Genomic DNA, 20,429 nt, shown 5'->3' on the forward strand with positions numbered 1-20,429 from the left:
GCGGGCATCTATGCATATGCATAACAGCGACCGCTATACTGTCGGGCGATGGTCGGCATCGCGCCCGCACGGGCGACAGCGCGACGCCGAACGAAACCGAAAGGAGGCAACGATGCGGATTCTGGTGGTAGGGGCCGGCGCGGTCGGCGGATACTTCGGCGGCCGGCTGGCCGCGGCGGGGCGCGACGTGACGTTCCTGGTGCGCGACGGCCGCGCCGCTGCGCTCGCGCGCGACGGGCTGCTGATTCGCAGCCCGCGCGGCGACCTGACGCTCGCGAACGTGCAGACCGTACGCGCGGGCGACGCGGGCGCCGGCGTCGCGCCGTTCGACCTCGTGCTGCTGAGCTGCAAGGCGTACAGCCTCGACGACGCGATTGCATCGTTCGCGCCGTTCGTCGGCCCGCAGACGCTGATCCTGCCGATGCTCAACGGGATGCGTCACGTCGACGTGCTGCGCGAGCGCTTCGGTGCGTCACAGGTGCTCGGCGGGCTGTGTGTGATCGCGGCGACGCTCGATCGCGAGCAGCGCATCGTGCACCTGAACGACACGCACGGCGTGACGTTCGGCGACCTTGCCGGCGGCGAATCGCCGCGCGTGCGCGCGGTGGCCGACGTACTCGGCGGCGCGGGCTTCGACGCGACGCTCAGCGACGACATCACCGCGCGGATGTGGGACAAATGGGTGTTTCTCGCGACGCTCGCCGCGAGCACGTCGCTGTTTCGCGGGTCGATCGGCGACATTCTCGCCGCGCCGGACGGCCGCCGCCTGCTCGAGACGATGCTCGCCGAATGCAGCGCGATCGCCGAACACAACGGCTACCGGCCCGACCCGGCGGCCAGCGAGCGGATGCAGCGGATGGTGCTGACGCCGTCGCCGCTGACCGCGTCGATGCTGCGCGACGTCGAGAACCAGGCACGCGTCGAAGCCGATCACGTGATCGGCGACCTGCTCGCGCGACGCGATCCGCAGGCGGCCGATACGCTGTCGCTGCTGCGGATCGCGTACAACCACCTGAAGGCGTACGAGGTGCGCACGGCGCGCGAGCACGCGGCGGCGTAAGCTGGTGCGGACAGGCGGCGCGGGCGGCACGGGTGGCCGCCGCGCCGTTCCGCGCTGCAACAAATTTGCCGTCCGGCGCCATTTCGGCGCGCGGACGGCAAAAAAGTATCGAAAATCAGGCGTAAAGTTGGTGGAGCCGCGCGCTCGATCGACCTACATTGCTTCCCATGCGACCGGTCGCAGTGCCGCGCGAGACACGCGGCGCACGCGCGCACAGCCGAACAGGCCGGCCAGCGATATATGGGAATGGAGACGCCAACATGATGCACCCCGATCTCGAAGTGGTCGAAGTGCGACGCGACGAGTCGTTCAAGGTCTGGTCGCACGGCTATCCGTATCGCACGATCCGCTGGCATTTCCATCCCGAATTCGAGCTGCACCTGATCGTCGCGACGCACGGCAAGTATTTCGTCGGCGATCACATCGGCTCGTTCGGCCCGGGCCATCTCGTGCTGCTCGGCCCGAACCTGCCGCACAACTGGGTCAGCGACATGGCCGAAGGCGAAACCGTCGAGCGCCGCAATCTCGTGATCCAGTTCGATCCGTCGTTCGTGCGCCGCTGCATGGACGCGTTTCCCGAATGCCGCGACGCGCAGGCGCTGCTCGACGACGCGCGGCGCGGGGTCGGCTTCGACGCGGCGACGAGCGCCGCGATCGCGCCGTTGTTCGACCAATTGCTGACCGCGCGCGGCATGCGCCGCATCGCGCTGTTCATGACGATCCTCGAACGGCTATGCGGCGCGGCCGAGCGCACGCTGCTCGCGAGCCCCGCGTACGACCAGGCCGACGTCACGCCGACGCGGCTCAGCCATGCGCTGTCGTATATCGGCAAGAACCTCGCATCCGAGATGCGCGAGTCCGATCTCGCACAACTGACCGGACAGAGCGTCAGCGCGTTCTCGCGCGCATTCCATCGCCATACGGGCATGCCGTTCGTCCAGTACGTGAATCGTCTGCGGATTGAATCCGCGTGCCAGATGCTGCTCGCCGACGACGCGAGCATCACCGACATCTGTTTCCAGGCCGGCTTCAACAACGTGTCGAACTTCAACCGCCAGTTCCGCGCGGTGAAGGGAATGGCGCCGTCCGAATTCCGCGCGCTGCAGCGCCTGAACGTGCGCAGCCGCGAGCTGGCGCTGCACGCGGCGCCGACCGGTAACCCGCTGCCGCCGCGCGTGCTGACGCCCGGTGCGCCCGAACTCATGCCGCAGCCCGGATGATCGCCGGGCCGCCGCCCGCCCGAGTTTTACCCGCCGTTTCACCGTTTCACCCAGCCGATCGCGTCGCTCACGTCGCGAGGGGCGCATTCACCCACGAAAAAGCCGCACACAATTCTGGAGACACCGTCATGACGCACGCATCGCCCGCTTCATCCCCCCGTCGCGCCGCCCGCCTGGCGGCCATTGCCGCGCTCGCCGTCGCGGCGCTGTTGCCCGCCGCGGCCGCGCACGCCGCGCCGCTGCGGATCGGCATGACGTTCCAGGAACTGAACAACCCGTACTTCGTGACGATGCAGAAGGCGCTGAACGACGCGGCCGCGTCGATCGGCGCGCAGGTCGTCGTCACCGACGCGCATCACGACGTCAGCAAGCAGGTGAGCGACGTCGAGGACATGCTGCAGAAGAAGATCGACATCCTGCTCGTGAACCCGACCGATTCGACCGGCATCCAGTCGGCGATCACGCAGGCGAAGAAGGCCGGCGCGGTGGTTGTCGCCGTCGACGCGAACGCGAACGGCCCGGTCGATTCGTTCGTCGGCTCGAAGAATTACGACGCGGGCGTGATGTCGTGCGAATACCTCGCGAAGGCGATCGGCGGCAGCGGCGAGGTTGCGATCCTCGACGGCATTCCGGTCGTGCCGATTCTCGAACGCGTGCGCGGCTGCAAGGCCGGACTCGCGAAATTCCCGAACGTGAAGCTCGTCGATACGCAGAACGGCAAGCAGGAGCGCGCGACCGCGCTGTCGGTCACCGAAAACATGATCTCCGCGCATCCGAACCTGAAAGGCCTCTTCAGCGTGAACGACGGCGGCTCGATGGGCGCGCTCGCCGCGATCGAGGGGTCCGGCAAGGACATCAAGCTGACGAGCGTCGACGGCGCGCCCGAGGCGATCGCCGCGATCCAGAAACCGAACTCGAAGTTCATCGAGACGACCGCGCAGTTCCCGGCCGACCAGGTGCGCATCGCGCTCGGCATCGCGATCGCGCGCAAGTGGGGCGCGACGGTGCCGAAGGCGATTCCCGTCGACGTGAAGGTCGTCGATCGCGGCAACGCGAAGGGTTTCAGCTGGTGAATGACGTGCGACGCGACGCGAAGGGCGGCGGCGCGGCCGACGCCCTTCGCACGGAGAAGCCGATGGACACGATACTCAGGCTCAGCCACATCACGAAAAGCTTTCCCGGCGTGAAGGCGCTGTCCGACATTCATCTGGAGATCGCGCGCGGCGAGATCCATGCGCTGCTCGGTGAGAACGGCGCGGGCAAGTCGACGCTGATGAAGATCCTGTGCGGCATCCACCAGCCGGATGCCGGCACGATCGAGATTGATGGCGCCGCGCGCCATTTCGCGGATTATCACGACGCGGTCGCGGCCGGCGTCGGCATCGTGTTCCAGGAATTCAGCCTGATTCCGCACCTCGATGCCGTCGACAACCTGTTCCTCGGCCGCGAGCTGCGCAACCGCTGGGGCGCGCGCGACCGCAAGCGGATGCGCGCCGCGGCGGCGAGCATCTTCGCGCGGCTCGGCGTGGCGATCGATCTCGATGCGCCGATCCGCACGCTGTCGGTCGCGCAGCAGCAGTTCGTCGAGATCGGCAAGGCGCTGTCGCTCGACGCGCGCATCCTGATCCTCGACGAACCGACCGCGACGCTCACGCCGGCCGAGGCCGAGCACCTGTTCGCGATCATGCGCGAGCTGAAGCGGCAGGGCGTCGCGATGATCTTCATCTCGCATCACCTCGACGAGATCTTCGCGGTGTGCGACCGGATCACGGTGCTGCGCGACGGCCAGTACGTCGCGACGACCGAGGTCGCGCACACCGACGTCGAGCGACTGGTGCGCATGATGGTCGGCCGCCGGATCGAGAGCAGCTTTCCGCCGAAGCCGGTGCTGCCGACCGGCGCGCCGGCCGTGCTCGAGGTCGATGCGCTGCAGATCGAGCGTGATGGCCCGGTGAACCGCTTTGCGTTGCATGCGGGCGAGATTCTCGGCTTCGCGGGTCTGGTCGGCTCGGGCCGCACGGAAACCGCGCTCGCGGTGATCGGCGCGACGCGTGCGTATCGCAAGGAACTGCGCGTACGCGGCGCGGCGGCGAAGCTCGCCGATCCGGCCGACGCACTGCGTGCGGGCATCGGCATCCTGCCGGAAAGCCGCAAGACGGAAGGGCTCGTCACGTCGTTCTCGATCCGCGACAACATCTCGCTGAACAACCTCGGCAAGTACCGGTCGATGTGCTGGCTGATCGACCGGCGCGGCGAGGCGCGTACCACGCACGACGTGATGCGGCGCGTCGGCGTGAAGGCGCCGTCGATCCACACCGAGGTCGCGACGCTGTCCGGCGGCAACCAGCAGAAGGTCGTGATCGCGCGCTGGCTGAACCATCACACGTCGGTGCTGATCTTCGACGAGCCGACGCGCGGCATCGACGTCGGCGCGAAAGCCGAAATCTACGGGCTGATGCGCGAACTCACTGCGCGCGGCTACGCCATCATCATGATCTCGTCCGAATTGCCGGAAATCGTCGGCATGTGCGATCGCGTCGCCGTGTTCCGACAGGGCCGCATCGAAGCGACGCTCGAAGGCGACGAGATCGATCCCGATACGGTCATGACCTATGCCACGACCGGCACGCGAGGAGCGACCCATGAACCTGCCTGAATCTTCTTCCACCCCTTCGACGACGCTCGCGGCCACGGCCGGAAACGGCGATGCGCCGCCGCCGCGCCCGATGTGGGCGCAGCTACGCCGCTCGACGCTGTTCTATCCGCTCGTCGGCCTGATCGTCGTCTGCATCGCGATGATGATCGCGAGCCCGAGCTTCCTGTCCGCCGCGAACCTCGAAAACGTGCTGCGCCAGGTGTCGATCAACGCGATTATCGCGGTCGGCATGACCTGCGTGATCCTGACGGGCGGGATCGACCTGTCGGTCGGCTCGGTGATGGCGCTGTCGGGCACGCTCGCGGCCGGGCTGATGGTCGCGGGCGTCAATGCGGTCGCCGCCCTCGCGATCGGCATCGCGGTCGGGCTCGGCTTCGGCTTCCTGAACGGCGTGTTCGTCGCGTTCGCGGGGATGCCGCCGATCATCGTCACGCTTGCGACGATGGGCATCGCGCGCGGCCTCGCGCTGATCTATACGGGCGGCTATCCGATCGACGGGCTGCCCGACTGGGTCGCGTTCTTCGGCAGCGGCAAGGTGCTCGGCATCCAGGCGCCGGTGCTGATCATGCTGGTGGTTTATGCGATCGCTTGGCTGCTGCTCGACCGAATGCCGTTCGGTCGCTACGTATACGCGATCGGCGGCAACGAGCAGGCGACGCGGCTCACCGGCGTGCGGGTCGCACGCGTGAAGCTGATCGTCTACACGCTGGCCGGGCTCACGTCGGCGCTCGCCGCGATCGTGCTGACCGGGCGCCTGATGAGCGGGCAGCCGAACGCGGGCGTGGGCTTCGAACTCGACGCGATCGCGGCCGTCGTGATGGGCGGCACGTCGATCTCCGGCGGGCGCGGCGCGATCCTCGGCACGCTGGTCGGCGCGCTGCTGCTCGGCGTGCTCAACAACGGGCTGAACATGATCGGCGTGAACCCGTACGTGCAGAACGTGATCAAGGGCGGAATCATCCTGCTCGCGATCTATATCAGCCGCGAACGATCGCGGTAACGCTTGATTCATCCGCTATCCGAATCATTCAGAAAAGAGACAACTCATGACGACACCCGAAGCCCAGCCGCGCATGACCGCGGTCGTCTGCCACGGCCCCGAGGACTATCGCGTCGAACAGGTCGCGATGCCGCGCGCCGGTACGAACGAGCTCGTGATCCGCATCGCCGCGTGCGGGATCTGCGCGAGCGACTGCAAGTGCTACACCGGCGCCAAGATGTTCTGGGGCGGACCGAGCCCGTGGGTGAAGGCGCCGGTGATTCCCGGCCATGAATTCTTCGGCTATGTCGAGGCGCTCGGCGACGGCGCGGCCGAGCATTTCGGCGTCGCGTTGGGCGACCGCGTGATCGCCGAGCAGATCGTGCCGTGCGGCAAGTGCCGCTATTGCAAGTCGGGCCAGTACTGGATGTGCGAGGTGCACAACATCTTCGGCTTCCAGCGCGAGGTCGCCGACGGCGGCATGGCCGAGTACATGCGCATTCCGCCGACCGCGATCGTCCACAAGATTCCGCTTGGCGTATCGCTCGAGGATGCGGCGATCATCGAGCCGCTGTCGTGCGCGATCCATACGGTGAACCGCGGCGACGTCCAGCTCGACGACGTCGTCGTGATCGCCGGCGCGGGCCCGCTCGGGCTGATGATGACGCAGGTCGCGCACCTGAAGACGCCGAAGAAGCTCGTCGTGATCGACCTGATCGACGAACGGCTCGAACTCGCGCGCCAGTACGGCGCCGACGTGACGATCAACCCGCAGCGCGACGACGCGCGCGAGATCGTCCGCGCGCTGACCGACGGCTACGGCTGCGACGTGTACATCGAGACGACCGGCGCGCCGGTCGGCGTGAATCAGGGGCTCGACCTGATCCGCAAGCTCGGCCGCTTCGTCGAATTCAGCGTGTTCGGCGAGGATGCGACCGTCGACTGGTCGATCATCGGCGACCGCAAGGAGCTCGACGTACGCGGCGCGCACCTCGGGCCATACTGCTATCCGGTCGCGATCGACCTGCTCGCGCGCGGGCTCGTCACATCGAAGGGCATCGTCACGCACGGTTTCGCGCTCGAAGAGTGGGACGATGCGATCCGCATCGCAAAGTCATCCGAATCGATCAAGGTGCTGCTGAAGCCGGCCCGTTGACGGTCGGCATGCGCCTCACCGGAGACAACATGGAATACGTGATAGGCGTCGACATCGGCACGCAGAGCACCAAGGCGCTGCTGGTCGACCGGCACGGCACGATCGTCGCGCGGCGCTCGGCCGGCTACCAGCCCGATACGCCGCGCCCGCTGTGGGCCGAGCAGTGGCCGCAGGTGTGGTTCGATGCGGTGCTCGACTGCATCGCCGGCTGCGTGAGCGACGCGCGCGCGCAGGGCGTGCCGGCAGATGCGATCCGGGCGGTGTGCGTGAGCAGCCTGTACGGCGGCTCGGGCATCCCGGTCGACATCGACATGCGGCCGCTGCATCCGTGCCTGATCTGGATGGACCGGCGCGCGACGGCCGAAGTCGACTGGGTCAACGAACACGTGAACGTCGAGCGGCTGCGCGTGATCACCGGCAACGGCGTCGACAGCTACTACGGCTTCACCAAGATGCTGTGGCTGCGCGACCGGCGGCCGGACGTGTGGGCGAACGTGCGCTATTTCCTGCCGCCGAACGCATACGTGATCTACCTGCTGACCGGCGAAGTCGCGGTCGATCACAGTTCGGCCGGCAATATCGGCGGCGTGTACGACGTCGCGCGCCGCGAGTGGTCCGACGACGCGCTCGACATGCTCGGCATTCCGGCGACGATGATGCCCGAACGGCTCGTCGATTCGACGGACGTCGTCGGCGGCTTGCTGTCGCAATGGACCGCGCCACTCGGGCTGCCGGCCGGCACGCCGGTCGTCGCGGGCGGCGTCGATGCGGCGGTCGCGACCTTCGCGGCCGGCGCGACGCGTACCGGACAGCACGTCGCGATGATCGGCACCAGCATGTGCTGGGGCTACGTGAACCGGCACGTCGATGCGCGGCACGGCCTCGTCAGCATGCCGCACGTATTCGACGGGCAGCGCGACCTGTATGTGTTCGGCGGCGCGATCACGGCCGGCGCGTCGGTCGCGTGGTTTCGCGACCAGTTCTGTCACGCGGAAACCGATGCGGCGCGCCTGCTGCCGCACGGCGATCCGCACGTGCTGCTCGAGGAGGCGGCCGAACGCGTGCCGGCCGGCGCCGACGGCGTACTGTTCCTGCCGTACCTGATGGGCGAGCGCAGCCCGGTCTGGGATGCGCAGGCGAGCGGTGCGTTCGTCGGGCTGAGTCTCGCGCACACGCGTGCGCATCTTTATCGCGCGGTGCTCGAAGGCGTCGCGTTCGCGTTGCGCCACAACATCGAGGCCGGCCGCCGGGGCGCGGTGGCGCTGGACGATCGATTGATCGTCGTCGGCGGCGCCGCGCATTCGGCCTTGTGGATGCAGATCATCGCGGACGTGACGGGTTTTCCGGTGTGGACGATCGAGCAGGACGTCGAAGCCGCGATGGGCGCCGCGTTGCTCGCGGGTGTCGGGGCACGGCTCGTGTCGCGCGACGACGCGCAGGGCGGCTGGGTCACGCTCGTCGAGCGCGCCCGGCCCAATGCCGACCGCGCGGAAACGTACGACGCGCGTTTTGCGCTCTACACGGCGCTGTATCCGGCACTCAAGCCGATCATGCACAGGCTCGGAACATCATCATGAACACACGATTCGATTTCAGCGGATCAACGGTGCTCGTCACGGGCGCATCGAGCGGCATCGGGCGTGCGTGCGCGGTCGCGCTCGCGCACGCAGGCGCGCGCGTCGTCGCGGCGGCGCGCGACATGACCGCGCTCGACGCGCTCGCCGGCGAGATCGCGTGCGATACGTTGCGCATGGATGTCGGCGGCGACGAATACGCGATCGATGCCGCGCTCGACCCGTACGATGCGTTCGACGGCCTCGTCAATTGCGCGGGGATCGCGTCGCTCGAACCGGCGCTCGATGTCGACGCCGCGCATTTCGATCGCGTGATGGCCGTCAATGCGCGCGGCGCGGCGCTCGTCGCGCGAGCCGTGGCGCGCAAGATGATCGAGCGCGACGGACGCGGCGCGGCGAACGCACGGGGCAGCATCGTCAACGTGTCGAGCCAGGCGGCGCTCGTCGGCCTGCCCGCGCATCTGAGCTATTGCGCGTCGAAGGCGGCGATGGACGCGATCACGCGCGTGCTGTGCATCGAACTCGGGCCGTACGGCATTCGTGTGAACAGCGTGAACCCGACCGTCACGCTCACGCCGATGGCGCAGTTCGCGTGGAGCGAACCGGAGAAGCGCGCGCCGATGCTCGCCGCGATTCCGCTCGGCCGGTTCGCGCAGCCGAACGAAGTCGTCGAGCCGATCCTGTTTTTGCTGAGCGACGCGGCGTCGATGATCAGCGGCGTGTCGCTGCCGATCGACGGCGGGTATACCGCACGCTAGACCGCGTCACGGCAGTCGCGGGTCGAGTGCGCGGCGCGGCCGGCGCGCGGCTAGACCGGATCCTTGCTCGGCGGACCGTCCGGCTGCTGCGGGTTGTCGTGATGGCCGGGCGGCGACGAGAACGGATCGTCTTCCGGATCGCGGTTCGGGTCGGCCGGTGGTTCGGGCGTCGGGGTCGTGTGGTCGCTCATGGAGAACTCGTGCAGTGCGTGACGGCGGTGGCGTGGCGGACGCGCCTCGTCTTCGTTATAGCCAATCGGTCGCGCGTTTGCAGCGGGATTCTTGCGACGGGTGGTCGATCATCGGAGAAATCGGCCTATTGGCGCGGTTCGTGCGGGAACGTGCGGGCCCGCGCAATCGGTGTCAGCGCAAATCCGCCGGTGTATCGACGTCGCGCAGGATGCCGGGATCGTCGACGTCGAGCAGGGCCACCGGCGCGCTGGCGAACAGTGCGCGAGCGCCCGCGTCGCCGTCGAGAGTGGCGAGTGCCTCGAAGTGGTGCGCGGCGAAACCGACCGGATGGCCGCGCACGCCGCGATGCGCGGGTGCGACGATCGACGCGCCGTCGGCGTCGAGCGCGCGTGTGACCGTTTCGTAAGTGGAAGCCGCGATCCACGGCATGTCGCCGAGCGCGACGAGCCAGCCGCTCGCATCGGGCGCGGTGCGAACGCCGGCCGCGAGGCTTGCGCCCATGCCGCGCAACGCGTCGGGGGCATAGACGACCTGACAGCCGGCTTCGTTCAGCAGGATCGCAAGCTTTTCGGCGCCAGGGCGCACCACGGCGATTACGTCGGCGGTGGCCGCCGCGAGACGGCGGGCGGCGGCCACGGCCACCGGCGTGCCGTCGGGAAGCCGGGCGAGCAGCTTGCTGTGCAGGCCGCTCGGGTCGAAGCGTTGACCAAGGCCGCCGGCGAGCAGGACGCCGGTCGCGAGTGACGCATAGGACATCGGCGCGCGGGGAGTGAGACAGGTGTTGCGATTGTGCGGGAGCACACGGGGATCGGCAAGTGAGGATGTTACCGAGTCACGCGTGTCGGATCGGGAAAACCGTCATCGCGACGCTTCGTCGAGCATGCTTTCGTCGACAGGACCGTAAATTGCGTGAGATTCGTTCTGCATGACGGCCCAATAGCGATCGCCGAACGACCAGTGCCACCATTCGGACGGGTAATTCGTGAAGCCGGCGCGGGACAGCGCGTCGATCAGGATCTTGCGGTTCGCTGCGGCCGGGCGGCTGATGAACGGGTTGTGCGTGTAGCACGAGCAAGTGGCGCGACGACGGTTGCGGGCCACGAGCCGATGTTGAATGAAGCGGCCATGGTCGTTTTGGTCAGACGAATCGCCAATATGCCAGAGTCTGGCGGAAAATGCGCCGCGGTTCGACCCACGCGCGAACGACGCTTACCAGAGCGTCTTGACGTGCGCGTACGCGCGGATTTTTTCGTCGCGGGTGACGAGCGGCGCGCCGAGCCGCCGCGCGGTTGCGACGATCATGCGATCGGCCGGATCCTTGTGGAACGTGCCGGGCAGGTCGGTGGATTTCGCGGCGATGTCGGCATCGACGGGCACGAACCGCATGCCGTCGATTTGCGCGACGGTGGCGAGCCACGCGTCGACATCCATCGTCAGTGCGAGGCGGTCGTTGTGCACCAGCATCGCGATTTCCCACGCGGAGATGGCCGATGCGACGAGCGCGCCTTCGCCCCGTGCGCGATCGATCGCGCTTCTCGCCTTCTTGCTGAGCGCAGGGTCGCCCGCCACCCACCACACCAATGCATGCGTATCCAGCACGATCACCGCGACGCCTCCCAATCATCTTCCGCAATCGGATCGAGAGGATTGTCGTAGCGCATGACCGACCCGCGCAATATGTCCAACGGCTGAGCTTCGCGCGAGCGATACGGCCGGATCTCGAGCGTCGGCTTGCCGTGGTCGGTGACGATCAGGCTTTCGCCCGACGCCTCGACGAGCCGGAAGTATTCGAGTGCGCGAGCCTTGAATTCGGATTTCGATACGGGAGCGTGCGGCATCATGATATGAGCATGGTCATCTGACGATGGTCATTTTAAGGGTTCCGCTGAATCGATGCAAGGAATCGGTCGGGTCGGAAAGGCTGATTCATCGATTGCCGGCGGCGGAGGTCAGCGGCGGATAGACGGGAGCATCGTGGGAGGCTGCGCGCGTCGGTGTGGTTGCGTCAGGGTGAATCACAATTGACGTTGGGTAGAATGCTTGCTTCCTGCTGCCAAGATGCAGGTACCCCGACTGAGAGGGGGATGGGCGGCTTCGAACGACAAACACACAATCATGAAAACAACACGCGAGAGAAAAGCAACACGTGCGGTGAAAACAACACGTGAGGCGAAAACAACACGTGAACGATTCAATGAAATCGCTGTTGGGCATCCGTTTACGCTTCTGTCTCTGATGGTACTGGTGCTCGGCGGTGTGCCATTACTGCTGTACTCGCTGAGCCTCGATCAGGTTCCGGATTTCACACTGACTGAACTGACAGGCACGCTGATCGCCACCTTCCTCGTCGAGATTGGCTTGGTCGGCGTGTTTGGCGTGTATTCGCTGATTGCAGGCTTTGCTGCGCGCTTCGTGCTCGACCGGTTTTACGACGACACACACGTGGTTGCCTTTGGCCAGATGGGGCCACTCACGCAGAACCAGCAGATGCGTGATCGCTTGGTACGCGGACGATTTATCGTGATCGCAACCGTCCTGACGGTTTTGATCTGGACGGACCTGCTGACGAATCCATTCGTGTCGTGGGCGAGCCCGGTGCTGGCCTGGCTAACTGTCGTTGCCTATGTCGCGACTTACGGCGGATTGATAGGGCTATTGCTTGCTGACGGGTCGTTTGTCGACAGCCGGCTAACGCGAGTGTTATCGAGCGTGCTGTTGTTCGGCGTGGTGATACTCGGTGCGTTGCAACTCGTCGCGTACTTCGGCAACGAGCGGATCGACACGAGCGCCGGGGCTACAGCGCGCGCGCAGCCGATCGTTTACGCGTTTTCGCAACTGGCGCCGGACGTGAGAGCGTGCCTCGGGTGGATGACTACGCCGTCATGGGCAGCAGCGGCGGCAAGTGCAATCATCGCGGCGATAGTATGGTTCGTGCAGCGCTTGCTGCGTCTCGCTGCGAACCGGTCACGCAATGTACCGAAGCGCATAGTGCACGTGACGCTGCATGCCATTCGGGCAATAGGCTCGGTCGTCCTCGCGGTAGTGGCCATTTCGTGGTTGATCGCACTCGTCAATTTCAAATGGTTCGTGACGGGCAACCGGTTGCCCGTCACGATCTTGTGTGCAGCGGTCTTTGCTGTCTGGATGCTGCGGAAGGGGTGGTTTTTCCGCAAGCGCCAAATTGCGCCGGTTGGCCTTTTGACGCCTGCGACACCGGCGACAGGCCGCCGCAACGGCGTGCCGAAGCTCGTAGCGGCGAAGCTTTTTACAGCGGCCGCGTTCGCGATCTTGTCGCTGTGTGTACTGATCTTTGCAGATCTCGTCGCTTCCGTGAACGGCAACAGGGAAAGCACGCAGACATTGTTGCTGACCATGGCGCTGCTGAGCGTGATGAACTGGGGAGCGTTCGCGTCGCGTGGCTGGAAGATGCGGGCAGGATTGTGTGCGCTTGCAGCGCTTGTTTCGTTCGTATCGGTTCCGATCATCGTGCAGAATCCGCTGCTGTTCCCCCGCATGCTCGTTGCGATCCTGGGTTTTGGCAACCGGCACGCGTCGAGCATGGCGTTGTCCGGTCAGCAATGCGCGACGTTGGCGCCGTTCGGCGTTCGGTGCAATGCAGGCAAAGACGGTTCGATTACGCTGACCGATGTAAATATCGTCAATCGCCTTGGATCTTCGATGGTGGTCGAGCTGATCCTTCGTCCTGAATTATCCGTGTCGGCTGGCGCGCCGACCGAGGCCCCAGTGGTGGGGGCGGCGCACACGCAGGCGCGAGGTATCCGTGACGATAAATCACCCAGTGCGTCAGTGGCTGCTTCGTCCGCGACTATTGCACCTTCGGTCGGAGTAGGGGCCGCGAATGTGAATGTCCAGACGTTGATGCTTGCGCTCCCGGCGAGCGATGCGATGTTGCGAAAGCGCACTTATGGCTGTGATCAGCCGCTGCTTGATCAGCGGAATCGAGCGTTTAAGCGCTTAGTCAGCCAAGGGGGGAAATCTAGCGACAAGGCGACAGCGTCCGACGGAGTGTCGACTGGCAACAACGGAGGCCGTAAAGCCGGCATCGATGTGGCGAGCGCCGCTGTCGCAACGACCGAGGTGAAGCCGACGCGCACGGCTGGCGCGGCCAACTCGACCACCGCCACGACGACTGATTCGCCGATCACCGAGAACGCCGAACTGGCCTGCGTCCGCATCACGATCCCGAAGGATCAGGTCGTCAGTTACACGAATACTGGCTGGCGAACCTACATGGCGGGCTATTCGGGTTATATCCCTGTAGCAGAGAAAGCGATCGGCGCCCATTGAGCGTCGGCATCGACCGGGCGGATTCGATGTGGGCGTGTCGATTGCGGCGTTCGAGGGTGAGGCGATTGCAATCTCACGCATCCGCCCACTTCCTCAACAGGTTGTGATAAATCCCGGTCAGGGAAATGACCATCGGGTCCTTCGCGCCTTTTTCGGCGGAAAGCGCCTGAATCTGCGTATCGAGCTGAAACAGCAGCGTGCGATCGCCATCGTCGCGCACCATGCTCTGAATCCAGAAGAACGAAGCCACGCGTTCACCGCGCGTCACCGGCGTCACGTGATGCAGGCTCGACGCCGGATACAGCACGAGGTCGCCTGCCGGCAGCTTCGCGCGATGGACGCCGTACGTATCCTCGACGCACAGCTCGCCGCCGTCGTACGCGTCGGGCTCCGCGAGAAACAGCGTCGCCGACAGGTCGCTGCGCACGCGGAAATCCGTGCCGCGCAGCAGCCGGATCGCGTTGTCGACGTGCGTGCCGAACGTCTCGCCGCCTGCATAGCGATTGAACAGCGGCGGAAACACCTTGAGCGGCAGCGCCGCCGAAAAAAACAGCGGATGGCGGGCCAGTGCGTCCTGGATCGCGTCGCCGACGGTGCGTGCGACCGGTGACCCTTCCGGCAATTGCCGATTGCGTTTCGCGAGCGCAGATTGCGCGCCGGACGTCGCATTCCCGTCGACCCATTCGGCGGCATCGAGCAGGTCGCGGCATTGCGCGACTTGCGCTTGGGTCAGTACGCCGGGGATATGAAGCATCATGATGCGGTTTCCATTGCGTGCGGCGCCAGCTGCATGGCCGCCGAACGAAAAGCGTCGAGCGGTGACGACACGAGATACGCACGCATCTTCGCGATGAACGCGGGTGTCGCGGTGGCCGGCACGCGCGCGAGCCAGGCGAGCGCTTCGTCGACGCGCCCGCGTTCGGCGAGCAGCCGCGCATAGTTGAACTGGCCACGAAAATCGCCGGCAACGGCGGCACGGCGATAGTGGTCGAACGCGGCGTCGATATCGACCGATACGACCCAGCCGTCCTCGTAGAAGCCGCCGATCAGGTTGATCGATTTCGCGTGACCGAGCGCGGCCGCGCGGCGGAACCAGTCGAGCGCGTCGGCGCGGTTCTCGTCGACGCCGTTGCCGAGCGCGAGTGCGGTTGCGTAGTTGTACATGCCCCAGTCGAGGCCCGCCTGCGCGGCGAGCCGATACCAGTACACGGCGACCGGCGCGCACGCGGCCGTGCCCCAGCCGAACTCGTAGCAGCGCCCGAGCATGTTCATCGCCATCGGGTGGCCGGCCCGCGCCGCGTGCCGGAACCAGTTGAACGCGGCGGCCGGATCGCGCGCGACGCCGTGCCCGTCGAGCAGGTATTGTCCGTACACGGCCTGCGCGTCGACGATACCGTGGTCGGCCGCGGCCGCGACCCACGCGGCGGCGCGCTCGGGCGGCCCGGCCAGGATGTCGGCGAACTCGCGCGGCGATACCGACGCGAGCGCCTTCAGCGATACGGCCTCCATCGATCAGTAGCGCGCGTTCAGCGTGACGAACGCCGAGCGGCCCGGCGCGATCGACGCATAGTGCGCCGGATACGCCTGATCGAAGTACGTGCGGTTGAACAGGTTGTTCACGTTCAGTTGCAGGTCGAGCTTCTTGTTGATCCGGTACTGCGCCATCGCGTCGAAGCGCCAGTACGACGGCACGGCGCGCAGGTTCGCGGGATCGCCGAACACTTCCGACATGTAGAACGCGCCGCCGCCGACCGTGAACTTCGGCGTGACGTCGTAGTTCGACCACATCGTGAGGCTGTGCTTCGGCGTGTTCGGGAAGCGGTGGCCGTTGTTCGCGGCGTCCTTGCCGTTGTCGCGCAACGCGCTCTTCATGTAGGTGTAGCCGCCGAACACCTGCCACTGCTTCGTGATCTGGCCGGCGAGGCCGAGCTCGAGGCCCTGCACGCGCTTGTTGCCGACCATCGCGTACTGGTTGTTCGGCAGCGTCACGCGTGCGTTCGTCGTATCAATCTGGAACAGCGCGGCCGTCAGCGACAGCTGGTCGTTCAGCACGTTCCATTTCGTGCCGAGTTCGATGCTGCGGTTCTTCTCGGGCGCCATCTGGTCGGCGTTCGGGCCGACGCCGCCGCGGCCCGGCGTCAGCGACTGCGTTTCGCTGCCTTCGCCGAGCAGCATGCCGGCCGGCGTCGACGACGTCGCGTAAGACGCGTAGATGCTGCCGTTCCGTGCGGGCTTGAACACGAGGCCGGCTTGCCAGTTGAACAGCGTGTCGTCGCGCGTGTAGGTCTTGCTGCCGTTCGCCTTGGTGTCGGTGAAGCGGGTCGAGTAGTCGTCGACGCGCACGCCGGCGTTCACCTGCCAGCGCGGCGTGAGCTCGATCGTGTCGAAGCCGTAGATCGACTTCGTCGTGGTGCGCGCATGCGCATAGTCGTTGTTGCGCGTGATCGAACCGGCCCACGGATCGTTCGGGTTCGGCGACCACAGGCTCGTGCAGTTGTAGCCCGACGGCGCGCCGATGCCTTTCTGGCAGATCGTGCCCTTGTCGGTTGCCACCGTGTACGAATCGCGCTTGCCCCATTCGCGGGACAGCTCGATGCCGGTCGTGAAGCTGTGCTTGAACGGGCCCGTGCGGAATTCGCCGAACAGTTCGGTCAGGTTCGCGAGGCTGTTAATCGAGCTGTCGCGGTTGTTGTTGCGGCGCCAGACCTTGCCGTTCACCACGTTGCCCTGGCTGTCGTCCGGCTGCGTCCAGATGTAGTCCTGCGTCGATTCCGTGTAGCGCGTGGTGTTGCGCACCGTCAGGTTCGGCGTGATGTCGTGCTCGATCTTGATCGTGCTGATGTCCGACGTGGTCTTGCGGAAGTCGCGGTCGATCAGGCCGTAGAAGTTGTGGCGATCGACGGGCGCCGGATAGATCGTGCCGACGTTCGCGGGCTTGTTCGACGTCGTGTAGAAGTACGGGATGCCGCCGTCGGGCATGTCGTCGGTCGACAGGTGGTAGTAGCTCGCGGTCACGCGCGTGGGCGTGCCGAGGCCGAACGCGATGGACGGCGCGACGCCCCAGCGCTCGTTGTTGACGGCGTCGCGGCCGGCGACGTCGTTGTTGTGACTCATCAGGTTCAGGCGGAACGCGGCGTGATCGGCGAACTGCCAGTTGCCGTCGGCGGTGAAGCGGCGATAGCGGTCGGTGCCCAGGCCCGCGCTCGCGGCGGCCGTCGTGCCGAGATGCGGGGCCTTCGTGATCAGGTTGATGCTGCCGCCGGCACCGCCGCGGCCGCCGTACGCGCCGTCGGAACCTTTCGTGATCTCGACGCGCTCGGTGTTGAAGATCTCGCGCGTGGTGGCGCCCGTGTCGCGCATGCCGTCGACGAACATGCTGCCCTGCGTGTCGTAGCCGCGGATGAACGGACGGTCGCCGAGCGGGTTGCCGCCTTCGCCGGCGCCGAACGTGATGCCGGGCACCGTGCGCAGCGCTTCGGTCAGCGTCGCCGCGCCGCTGCTCTGGATCAGTTCCTGCGGGATCACGGTGACGGATTTCGGCGTGTCGACGAGCGGCGCGGTGAATTTCGCGGAAGCGGAAAAGTCGGCCTTGAAGCTGTGCTCGGTCTTGCCTTGGATCTCGATCGGTGCGAGGTGGCCCTCGGTGCTGACGGGCGCCGCGGGCGGCGTGCCGTCGGCGAACGCGGGGCTCGCGGCGAGCACGCTGCACAGGGTGGTGAATTTACCGAGCTTCAGCTCGTCGGGACGGGACTTCATGATGCGCTTCGACCTCGCGGTGTGGCTCCCGGGGCGGTGCGTTGCGGAAACGTGCATGCCGCCGGGAATTATTACGATTTGTTTTCAGGCGGCATTCTATGTAATTTTTCTTTAAATGAGAAGCGTTCTTGTTCGCGTTTGCGAGGGAATTGTTGACGAATGTTGCGGAGGGGGCGAAGGCTTGCGGGGCGCGGAAGGATGGCCAATTGGCCGAGTGGGAAGGGTGTGGCGGTGGGGCTAGAGTGATTGCATCGCGTGGCGCCGAGTGACTGCAAAATCCTAAGATGAGTGCATTGAAAGCATTTTGAAGGATTGGAGCGTGCCCGTCATTACCGTTCGAAACTTGCCTGATGAGGTGCATCGCGCGCTTCGGGTTCGTGCAGCCCGGCATGGGCGCAGTACCGAAGCCGAGGTGCGTGACATTCTCGAGCAGGCCGCTCTGCCAGACGGACGACCGAAGCTCGGTACGTTGCTGACGGAAATCGGGCGGGGAGCCGGAGGCGTCGATTTCGACGTCGAGCGCGACAACACGCCAACCCATCCGATGAGCTTCGAATGATTCTTGTTGATACGAACATCATGACCGAGCCGCTCCGGCGCGAGCCGAACGCGGCGGTGATCGAGTGGCTCGATGCGCAGAACGTCGAGACATTGTTTCTCGCCGCGATCAGTCTCGCCGAAATTCGATTCGGCATTGCGGCGTTGCCGGAAGGGCGACGGCGAGACAGGTTGCATCAGGGCATCGAGCAGCGCGTGCTGTCGCTGTTTCGAGGCCGGATCCTGCCGTTCGACGATGCGGCGAGCAAAGCGTATGCGAACTTTCGGGCGCGGGCCCGTGTTGCAGGTAACGCGATCGCGTATCTCGATTGTTTTATCGCCGCCACGGCCGAGGCGAACGGCCTGATCGTGGCCACGCGAGACGTCGCGCCGTTCCAGGCGTTGGGCCTGCGCGTCATCGACCCATGGAGTGAGTAGTCCGCGATCGTCGGTTCTTTCACCGTGCCGAAATGAAAAACGCGCCGTGCAACACGGCGCGTTTCGAATCGAACAAGCTTGCCCGCTCCCCGAGGCGATGGCGGGCGGGCGCGACACTTCCGGTGCGGCGTCAGTCGATTCCGTGAAACACCGCATCCTCCGGGCCGAGGTACGCCGGCGGTCGCCACGTCGCGTCGCGCATCGAGTGCTGGACGAGATTCTCGACACCCAGCAGCACCGCGAAGATCGCCATTCGCACCGGAATGCCGTTGTCGGTCTGCCGGAAGATCGCGAGACGCGGGTCGCGGTTCAGGTCGACCGACAGGTCGTTCGCGCCGGGCCGGCTATCGCGCGGCAGCGGGTGCATGATCAGCGTGTCGGGCTTGCATACCGAATCGACGAGCGCCTGGTTGATCTGGAAATCCGGCGTATAGCCTTCGAACGACTCGTCGGTGAAGCGCTCTTTCTGGATCCGCGTCGCGTAGACGACATCCGCACCGCGCAGCCCGGCCGCGAGGTCGTTCGTTTGCTCGACCACATGGCCGTTCGTCGAAATCTGGTCGACGATGTACGCCGGCATCTCGAGCGTCGGCGGCGATACGAGCGTGAACTTCAGCCCGCGGTACAGCGCGAGCAGCTTGACGAGCGAGTGCACGGTGCGGCCGTATTTCAGGTCGCCGACCAGCGCGATGTGCGCGCCGTCGACGATCTTGCCGAGCCGCGAGAATTCGCGCTGGATCGTATACAGGTCGAGCAGCGCCTGGCTCGGGTGCTCGCCGGGGCCGTCGCCGCCGTTGATCACCGGCAGGTTGGTCGCGCGGGCGAATTCGGCCACCGAGCCTTTTTCCGGATGACGGATCACGAGCGCGTCGACGTAGCCGGCCATCACGCGGCTCGTGTCGTAGATCGATTCGCCCTTGGCCATCGACGAGAACGTGAAGCCCGTCGTGTCGCACACCGAGCCGCCGAGCCGGCAGAAGGCCGCGCCGAACGACACGCGCGTGCGCGTGCTGGCCTCGAAGAACAGGTTGCCGAGCACCGCGCCTTCGAGCACGCGCGAAATCTTGTGGCGTCGCGCGATCGGCTGCATGACGTCGGCCACGCGGAACAGCGCCTCGACCGAATCCCGCGAGAACTGCTCGACCGAGATCAATTGCGGCTTGCCTTCGAACAGGAACTGCTTCGCGAGCCCCTGTTTATCTACGCTTTGCGTATAGTTCTCGCCGTCCGGCGCTGGGCGTTCGACGATTTCCGACACGAAGCGCTCGACGATCTCGGGCATCCCGCGCGATTCCTGCGAATCGTCCGGAAGCAGCCAGGTATCCAGCGCGCGCCGGCTGACGCCGATGCGATTCGCGAATGCCTCGCGGGTCATGTTGAGGCGGCGCATCGCGTCGCGGAGGAAGGCTTGCTGGGGAACGGTCATCGGCGGCTCCTGGGCGGAAAATATACGCGGTGCGTATATTAGTTCTTGGCGCAATGAAGTCAAGAAAAATCTGTGCGCACGCGCGGCCGGGCCGTACTGGCGCGCGGCGCGGCTCTCCGTATAATCAGGTCAGGCCCCGTGTCCGGCAGCGTGCCGGGCGCCACGCCACACACGATTCACACGATTCGCCCGGTCGGGCTTGTTGATTCCAAGGAGAATGAGAATGACGCGTACGATTGCTGCAATGCTGCTGGTGCTGACCGCCGCGCTCGCCGGTTGCAATACGGTCGCCGGCGTGGGCCAGGATATTTCGAAGGGCGGCCAGGCGATCAGCGATTCGGCTGAAAAGGCCAAGTAAGCCGACCGGTT

General features: G+C 65.9%; 21 protein-coding genes. 12 read left to right on the top strand and 9 right to left on the bottom strand.

The window, feature by feature from the left end; all coding sequences use genetic code 11:
* Positions 1–112 precede the first annotated feature (112 nt).
* From panE to HWX55_RS15665, 8 genes are all read left to right on the top strand, one after another.
* Complete coding sequence (gene panE / locus HWX55_RS15630) at positions 113–1,060, top strand: 2-dehydropantoate 2-reductase (RefSeq protein WP_175976371.1); 948 nt, start codon at positions 113–115, stop codon at positions 1,058–1,060.
* Between the two features lie 260 nt (positions 1,061–1,320).
* Complete coding sequence (locus HWX55_RS15635; RefSeq protein ID WP_175976372.1) at positions 1,321–2,280, top strand: AraC family transcriptional regulator; 960 nt, start codon at positions 1,321–1,323, stop codon at positions 2,278–2,280.
* Between the two features lie 128 nt (positions 2,281–2,408).
* Positions 2,409–3,353, top strand: coding sequence for a substrate-binding domain-containing protein (locus tag HWX55_RS15640; RefSeq protein ID WP_175976373.1), 945 nt, complete (start codon positions 2,409–2,411; stop codon positions 3,351–3,353).
* A gap of 62 nt (positions 3,354–3,415) precedes the next feature.
* Complete coding sequence (locus HWX55_RS15645; RefSeq protein ID WP_175976374.1) at positions 3,416–4,936, top strand: sugar ABC transporter ATP-binding protein; 1,521 nt, start codon at positions 3,416–3,418, stop codon at positions 4,934–4,936.
* Positions 4,923–5,936: an ABC transporter permease gene (locus tag HWX55_RS15650; RefSeq protein ID WP_175976375.1), complete on the top strand. Its 1,014-nt coding sequence runs from the start codon at positions 4,923–4,925 to the stop codon at positions 5,934–5,936. The genes HWX55_RS15645 and HWX55_RS15650 overlap by 14 nt, the downstream gene beginning before the upstream one ends.
* Before the next feature lie 46 nt (positions 5,937–5,982).
* A complete protein-coding gene (locus HWX55_RS15655; protein ID WP_175976376.1) occupies positions 5,983–7,071 on the top strand; it encodes an alcohol dehydrogenase catalytic domain-containing protein in 1,089 nt (362 codons plus the stop codon).
* A gap of 29 nt (positions 7,072–7,100) precedes the next feature.
* Entirely contained in the window at positions 7,101–8,648 is a 1,548-nt protein-coding gene (locus HWX55_RS15660) for an FGGY-family carbohydrate kinase (protein WP_175976377.1), read from the top strand.
* A complete protein-coding gene (locus HWX55_RS15665) occupies positions 8,645–9,403 on the top strand; it encodes an SDR family oxidoreductase (protein ID WP_175976378.1) in 759 nt (252 codons plus the stop codon). Before HWX55_RS15660 ends, HWX55_RS15665 begins: the two co-directional genes overlap by 4 nt.
* 50 nt (positions 9,404–9,453) lie before the next feature.
* Here HWX55_RS15665 and HWX55_RS15670 read toward each other — a convergent pair whose 3' ends face one another.
* The 5 genes from HWX55_RS15670 to HWX55_RS15690 form a co-directional block, all read right to left on the bottom strand.
* Positions 9,454–9,594 (bottom strand): hypothetical protein, encoded by a 141-nt coding sequence (locus HWX55_RS15670; RefSeq protein WP_012339712.1) that lies wholly within the window; start codon positions 9,592–9,594, stop codon positions 9,454–9,456.
* A gap of 172 nt (positions 9,595–9,766) precedes the next feature.
* A complete protein-coding gene (locus HWX55_RS15675; RefSeq protein ID WP_089489535.1) occupies positions 9,767–10,351 on the bottom strand; it encodes a nucleotidyltransferase family protein in 585 nt (194 codons plus the stop codon).
* A gap of 102 nt (positions 10,352–10,453) precedes the next feature.
* Complete coding sequence (locus tag HWX55_RS15680; RefSeq protein WP_175976379.1) at positions 10,454–10,696, bottom strand: M15 family metallopeptidase; 243 nt, start codon at positions 10,694–10,696, stop codon at positions 10,454–10,456.
* A 108-nt stretch (positions 10,697–10,804) separates the two neighbouring features.
* A complete protein-coding gene (locus HWX55_RS15685; RefSeq protein ID WP_175976445.1) occupies positions 10,805–11,200 on the bottom strand; it encodes a type II toxin-antitoxin system VapC family toxin in 396 nt (131 codons plus the stop codon).
* Positions 11,197–11,436, bottom strand: coding sequence for a type II toxin-antitoxin system Phd/YefM family antitoxin (locus HWX55_RS15690; protein ID WP_021158157.1), 240 nt, complete (start codon positions 11,434–11,436; stop codon positions 11,197–11,199). The genes HWX55_RS15685 and HWX55_RS15690 overlap by 4 nt, the downstream gene beginning before the upstream one ends.
* 274 nt (positions 11,437–11,710) lie before the next feature.
* On the opposite strand from HWX55_RS15690, the gene HWX55_RS15695 reads away from it, so the two are divergent.
* Positions 11,711–13,903, top strand: a complete 2,193-nt coding sequence (locus tag HWX55_RS15695; RefSeq protein ID WP_175976380.1) for a hypothetical protein — start codon at positions 11,711–11,713, stop codon at positions 13,901–13,903.
* A 73-nt stretch (positions 13,904–13,976) separates the two neighbouring features.
* Here the strand turns inward: HWX55_RS15695 and HWX55_RS15700 are convergent, their stop codons facing one another.
* From HWX55_RS15700 to HWX55_RS15710, 3 genes are read right to left on the bottom strand one after another with little or no spacing between them, the layout of a single operon-like run.
* A complete protein-coding gene (locus HWX55_RS15700) occupies positions 13,977–14,660 on the bottom strand; it encodes a Fe2+-dependent dioxygenase (RefSeq protein ID WP_175976381.1) in 684 nt (227 codons plus the stop codon).
* Entirely contained in the window at positions 14,657–15,412 is a 756-nt protein-coding gene (locus HWX55_RS15705; protein ID WP_175976382.1) for a tetratricopeptide repeat protein, read from the bottom strand. Before HWX55_RS15705 ends, HWX55_RS15700 begins: the two co-directional genes overlap by 4 nt.
* 3 nt (positions 15,413–15,415) lie before the next feature.
* A complete protein-coding gene (locus HWX55_RS15710; protein WP_175976383.1) occupies positions 15,416–17,659 on the bottom strand; it encodes a TonB-dependent siderophore receptor in 2,244 nt (747 codons plus the stop codon).
* A 319-nt stretch (positions 17,660–17,978) separates the two neighbouring features.
* Between HWX55_RS15710 and HWX55_RS15715 the strand changes: the two genes are divergently transcribed.
* Complete coding sequence (locus tag HWX55_RS15715; protein ID WP_175976384.1) at positions 17,979–18,218, top strand: Arc family DNA-binding protein; 240 nt, start codon at positions 17,979–17,981, stop codon at positions 18,216–18,218.
* Entirely contained in the window at positions 18,215–18,634 is a 420-nt protein-coding gene (locus tag HWX55_RS15720) for a type II toxin-antitoxin system VapC family toxin (RefSeq protein ID WP_175976385.1), read from the top strand. The genes HWX55_RS15715 and HWX55_RS15720 overlap by 4 nt, the downstream gene beginning before the upstream one ends.
* A gap of 130 nt (positions 18,635–18,764) precedes the next feature.
* Here HWX55_RS15720 and HWX55_RS15725 read toward each other — a convergent pair whose 3' ends face one another.
* Positions 18,765–20,060 (bottom strand): aspartate carbamoyltransferase, encoded by a 1,296-nt coding sequence (locus HWX55_RS15725; RefSeq protein ID WP_050017417.1) that lies wholly within the window; start codon positions 20,058–20,060, stop codon positions 18,765–18,767.
* A 223-nt stretch (positions 20,061–20,283) separates the two neighbouring features.
* On the opposite strand from HWX55_RS15725, the gene HWX55_RS15730 reads away from it, so the two are divergent.
* Complete coding sequence (locus HWX55_RS15730; RefSeq protein ID WP_050017418.1) at positions 20,284–20,418, top strand: entericidin A/B family lipoprotein; 135 nt, start codon at positions 20,284–20,286, stop codon at positions 20,416–20,418.
* Positions 20,419–20,429: the final 11 nt, after the last annotated feature.

It is taken from the genome of Burkholderia sp. BCC1047 (assembly GCF_902833155.1).
Taxonomy (GTDB): domain Bacteria; phylum Pseudomonadota; class Gammaproteobacteria; order Burkholderiales; family Burkholderiaceae; genus Burkholderia; species Burkholderia sola.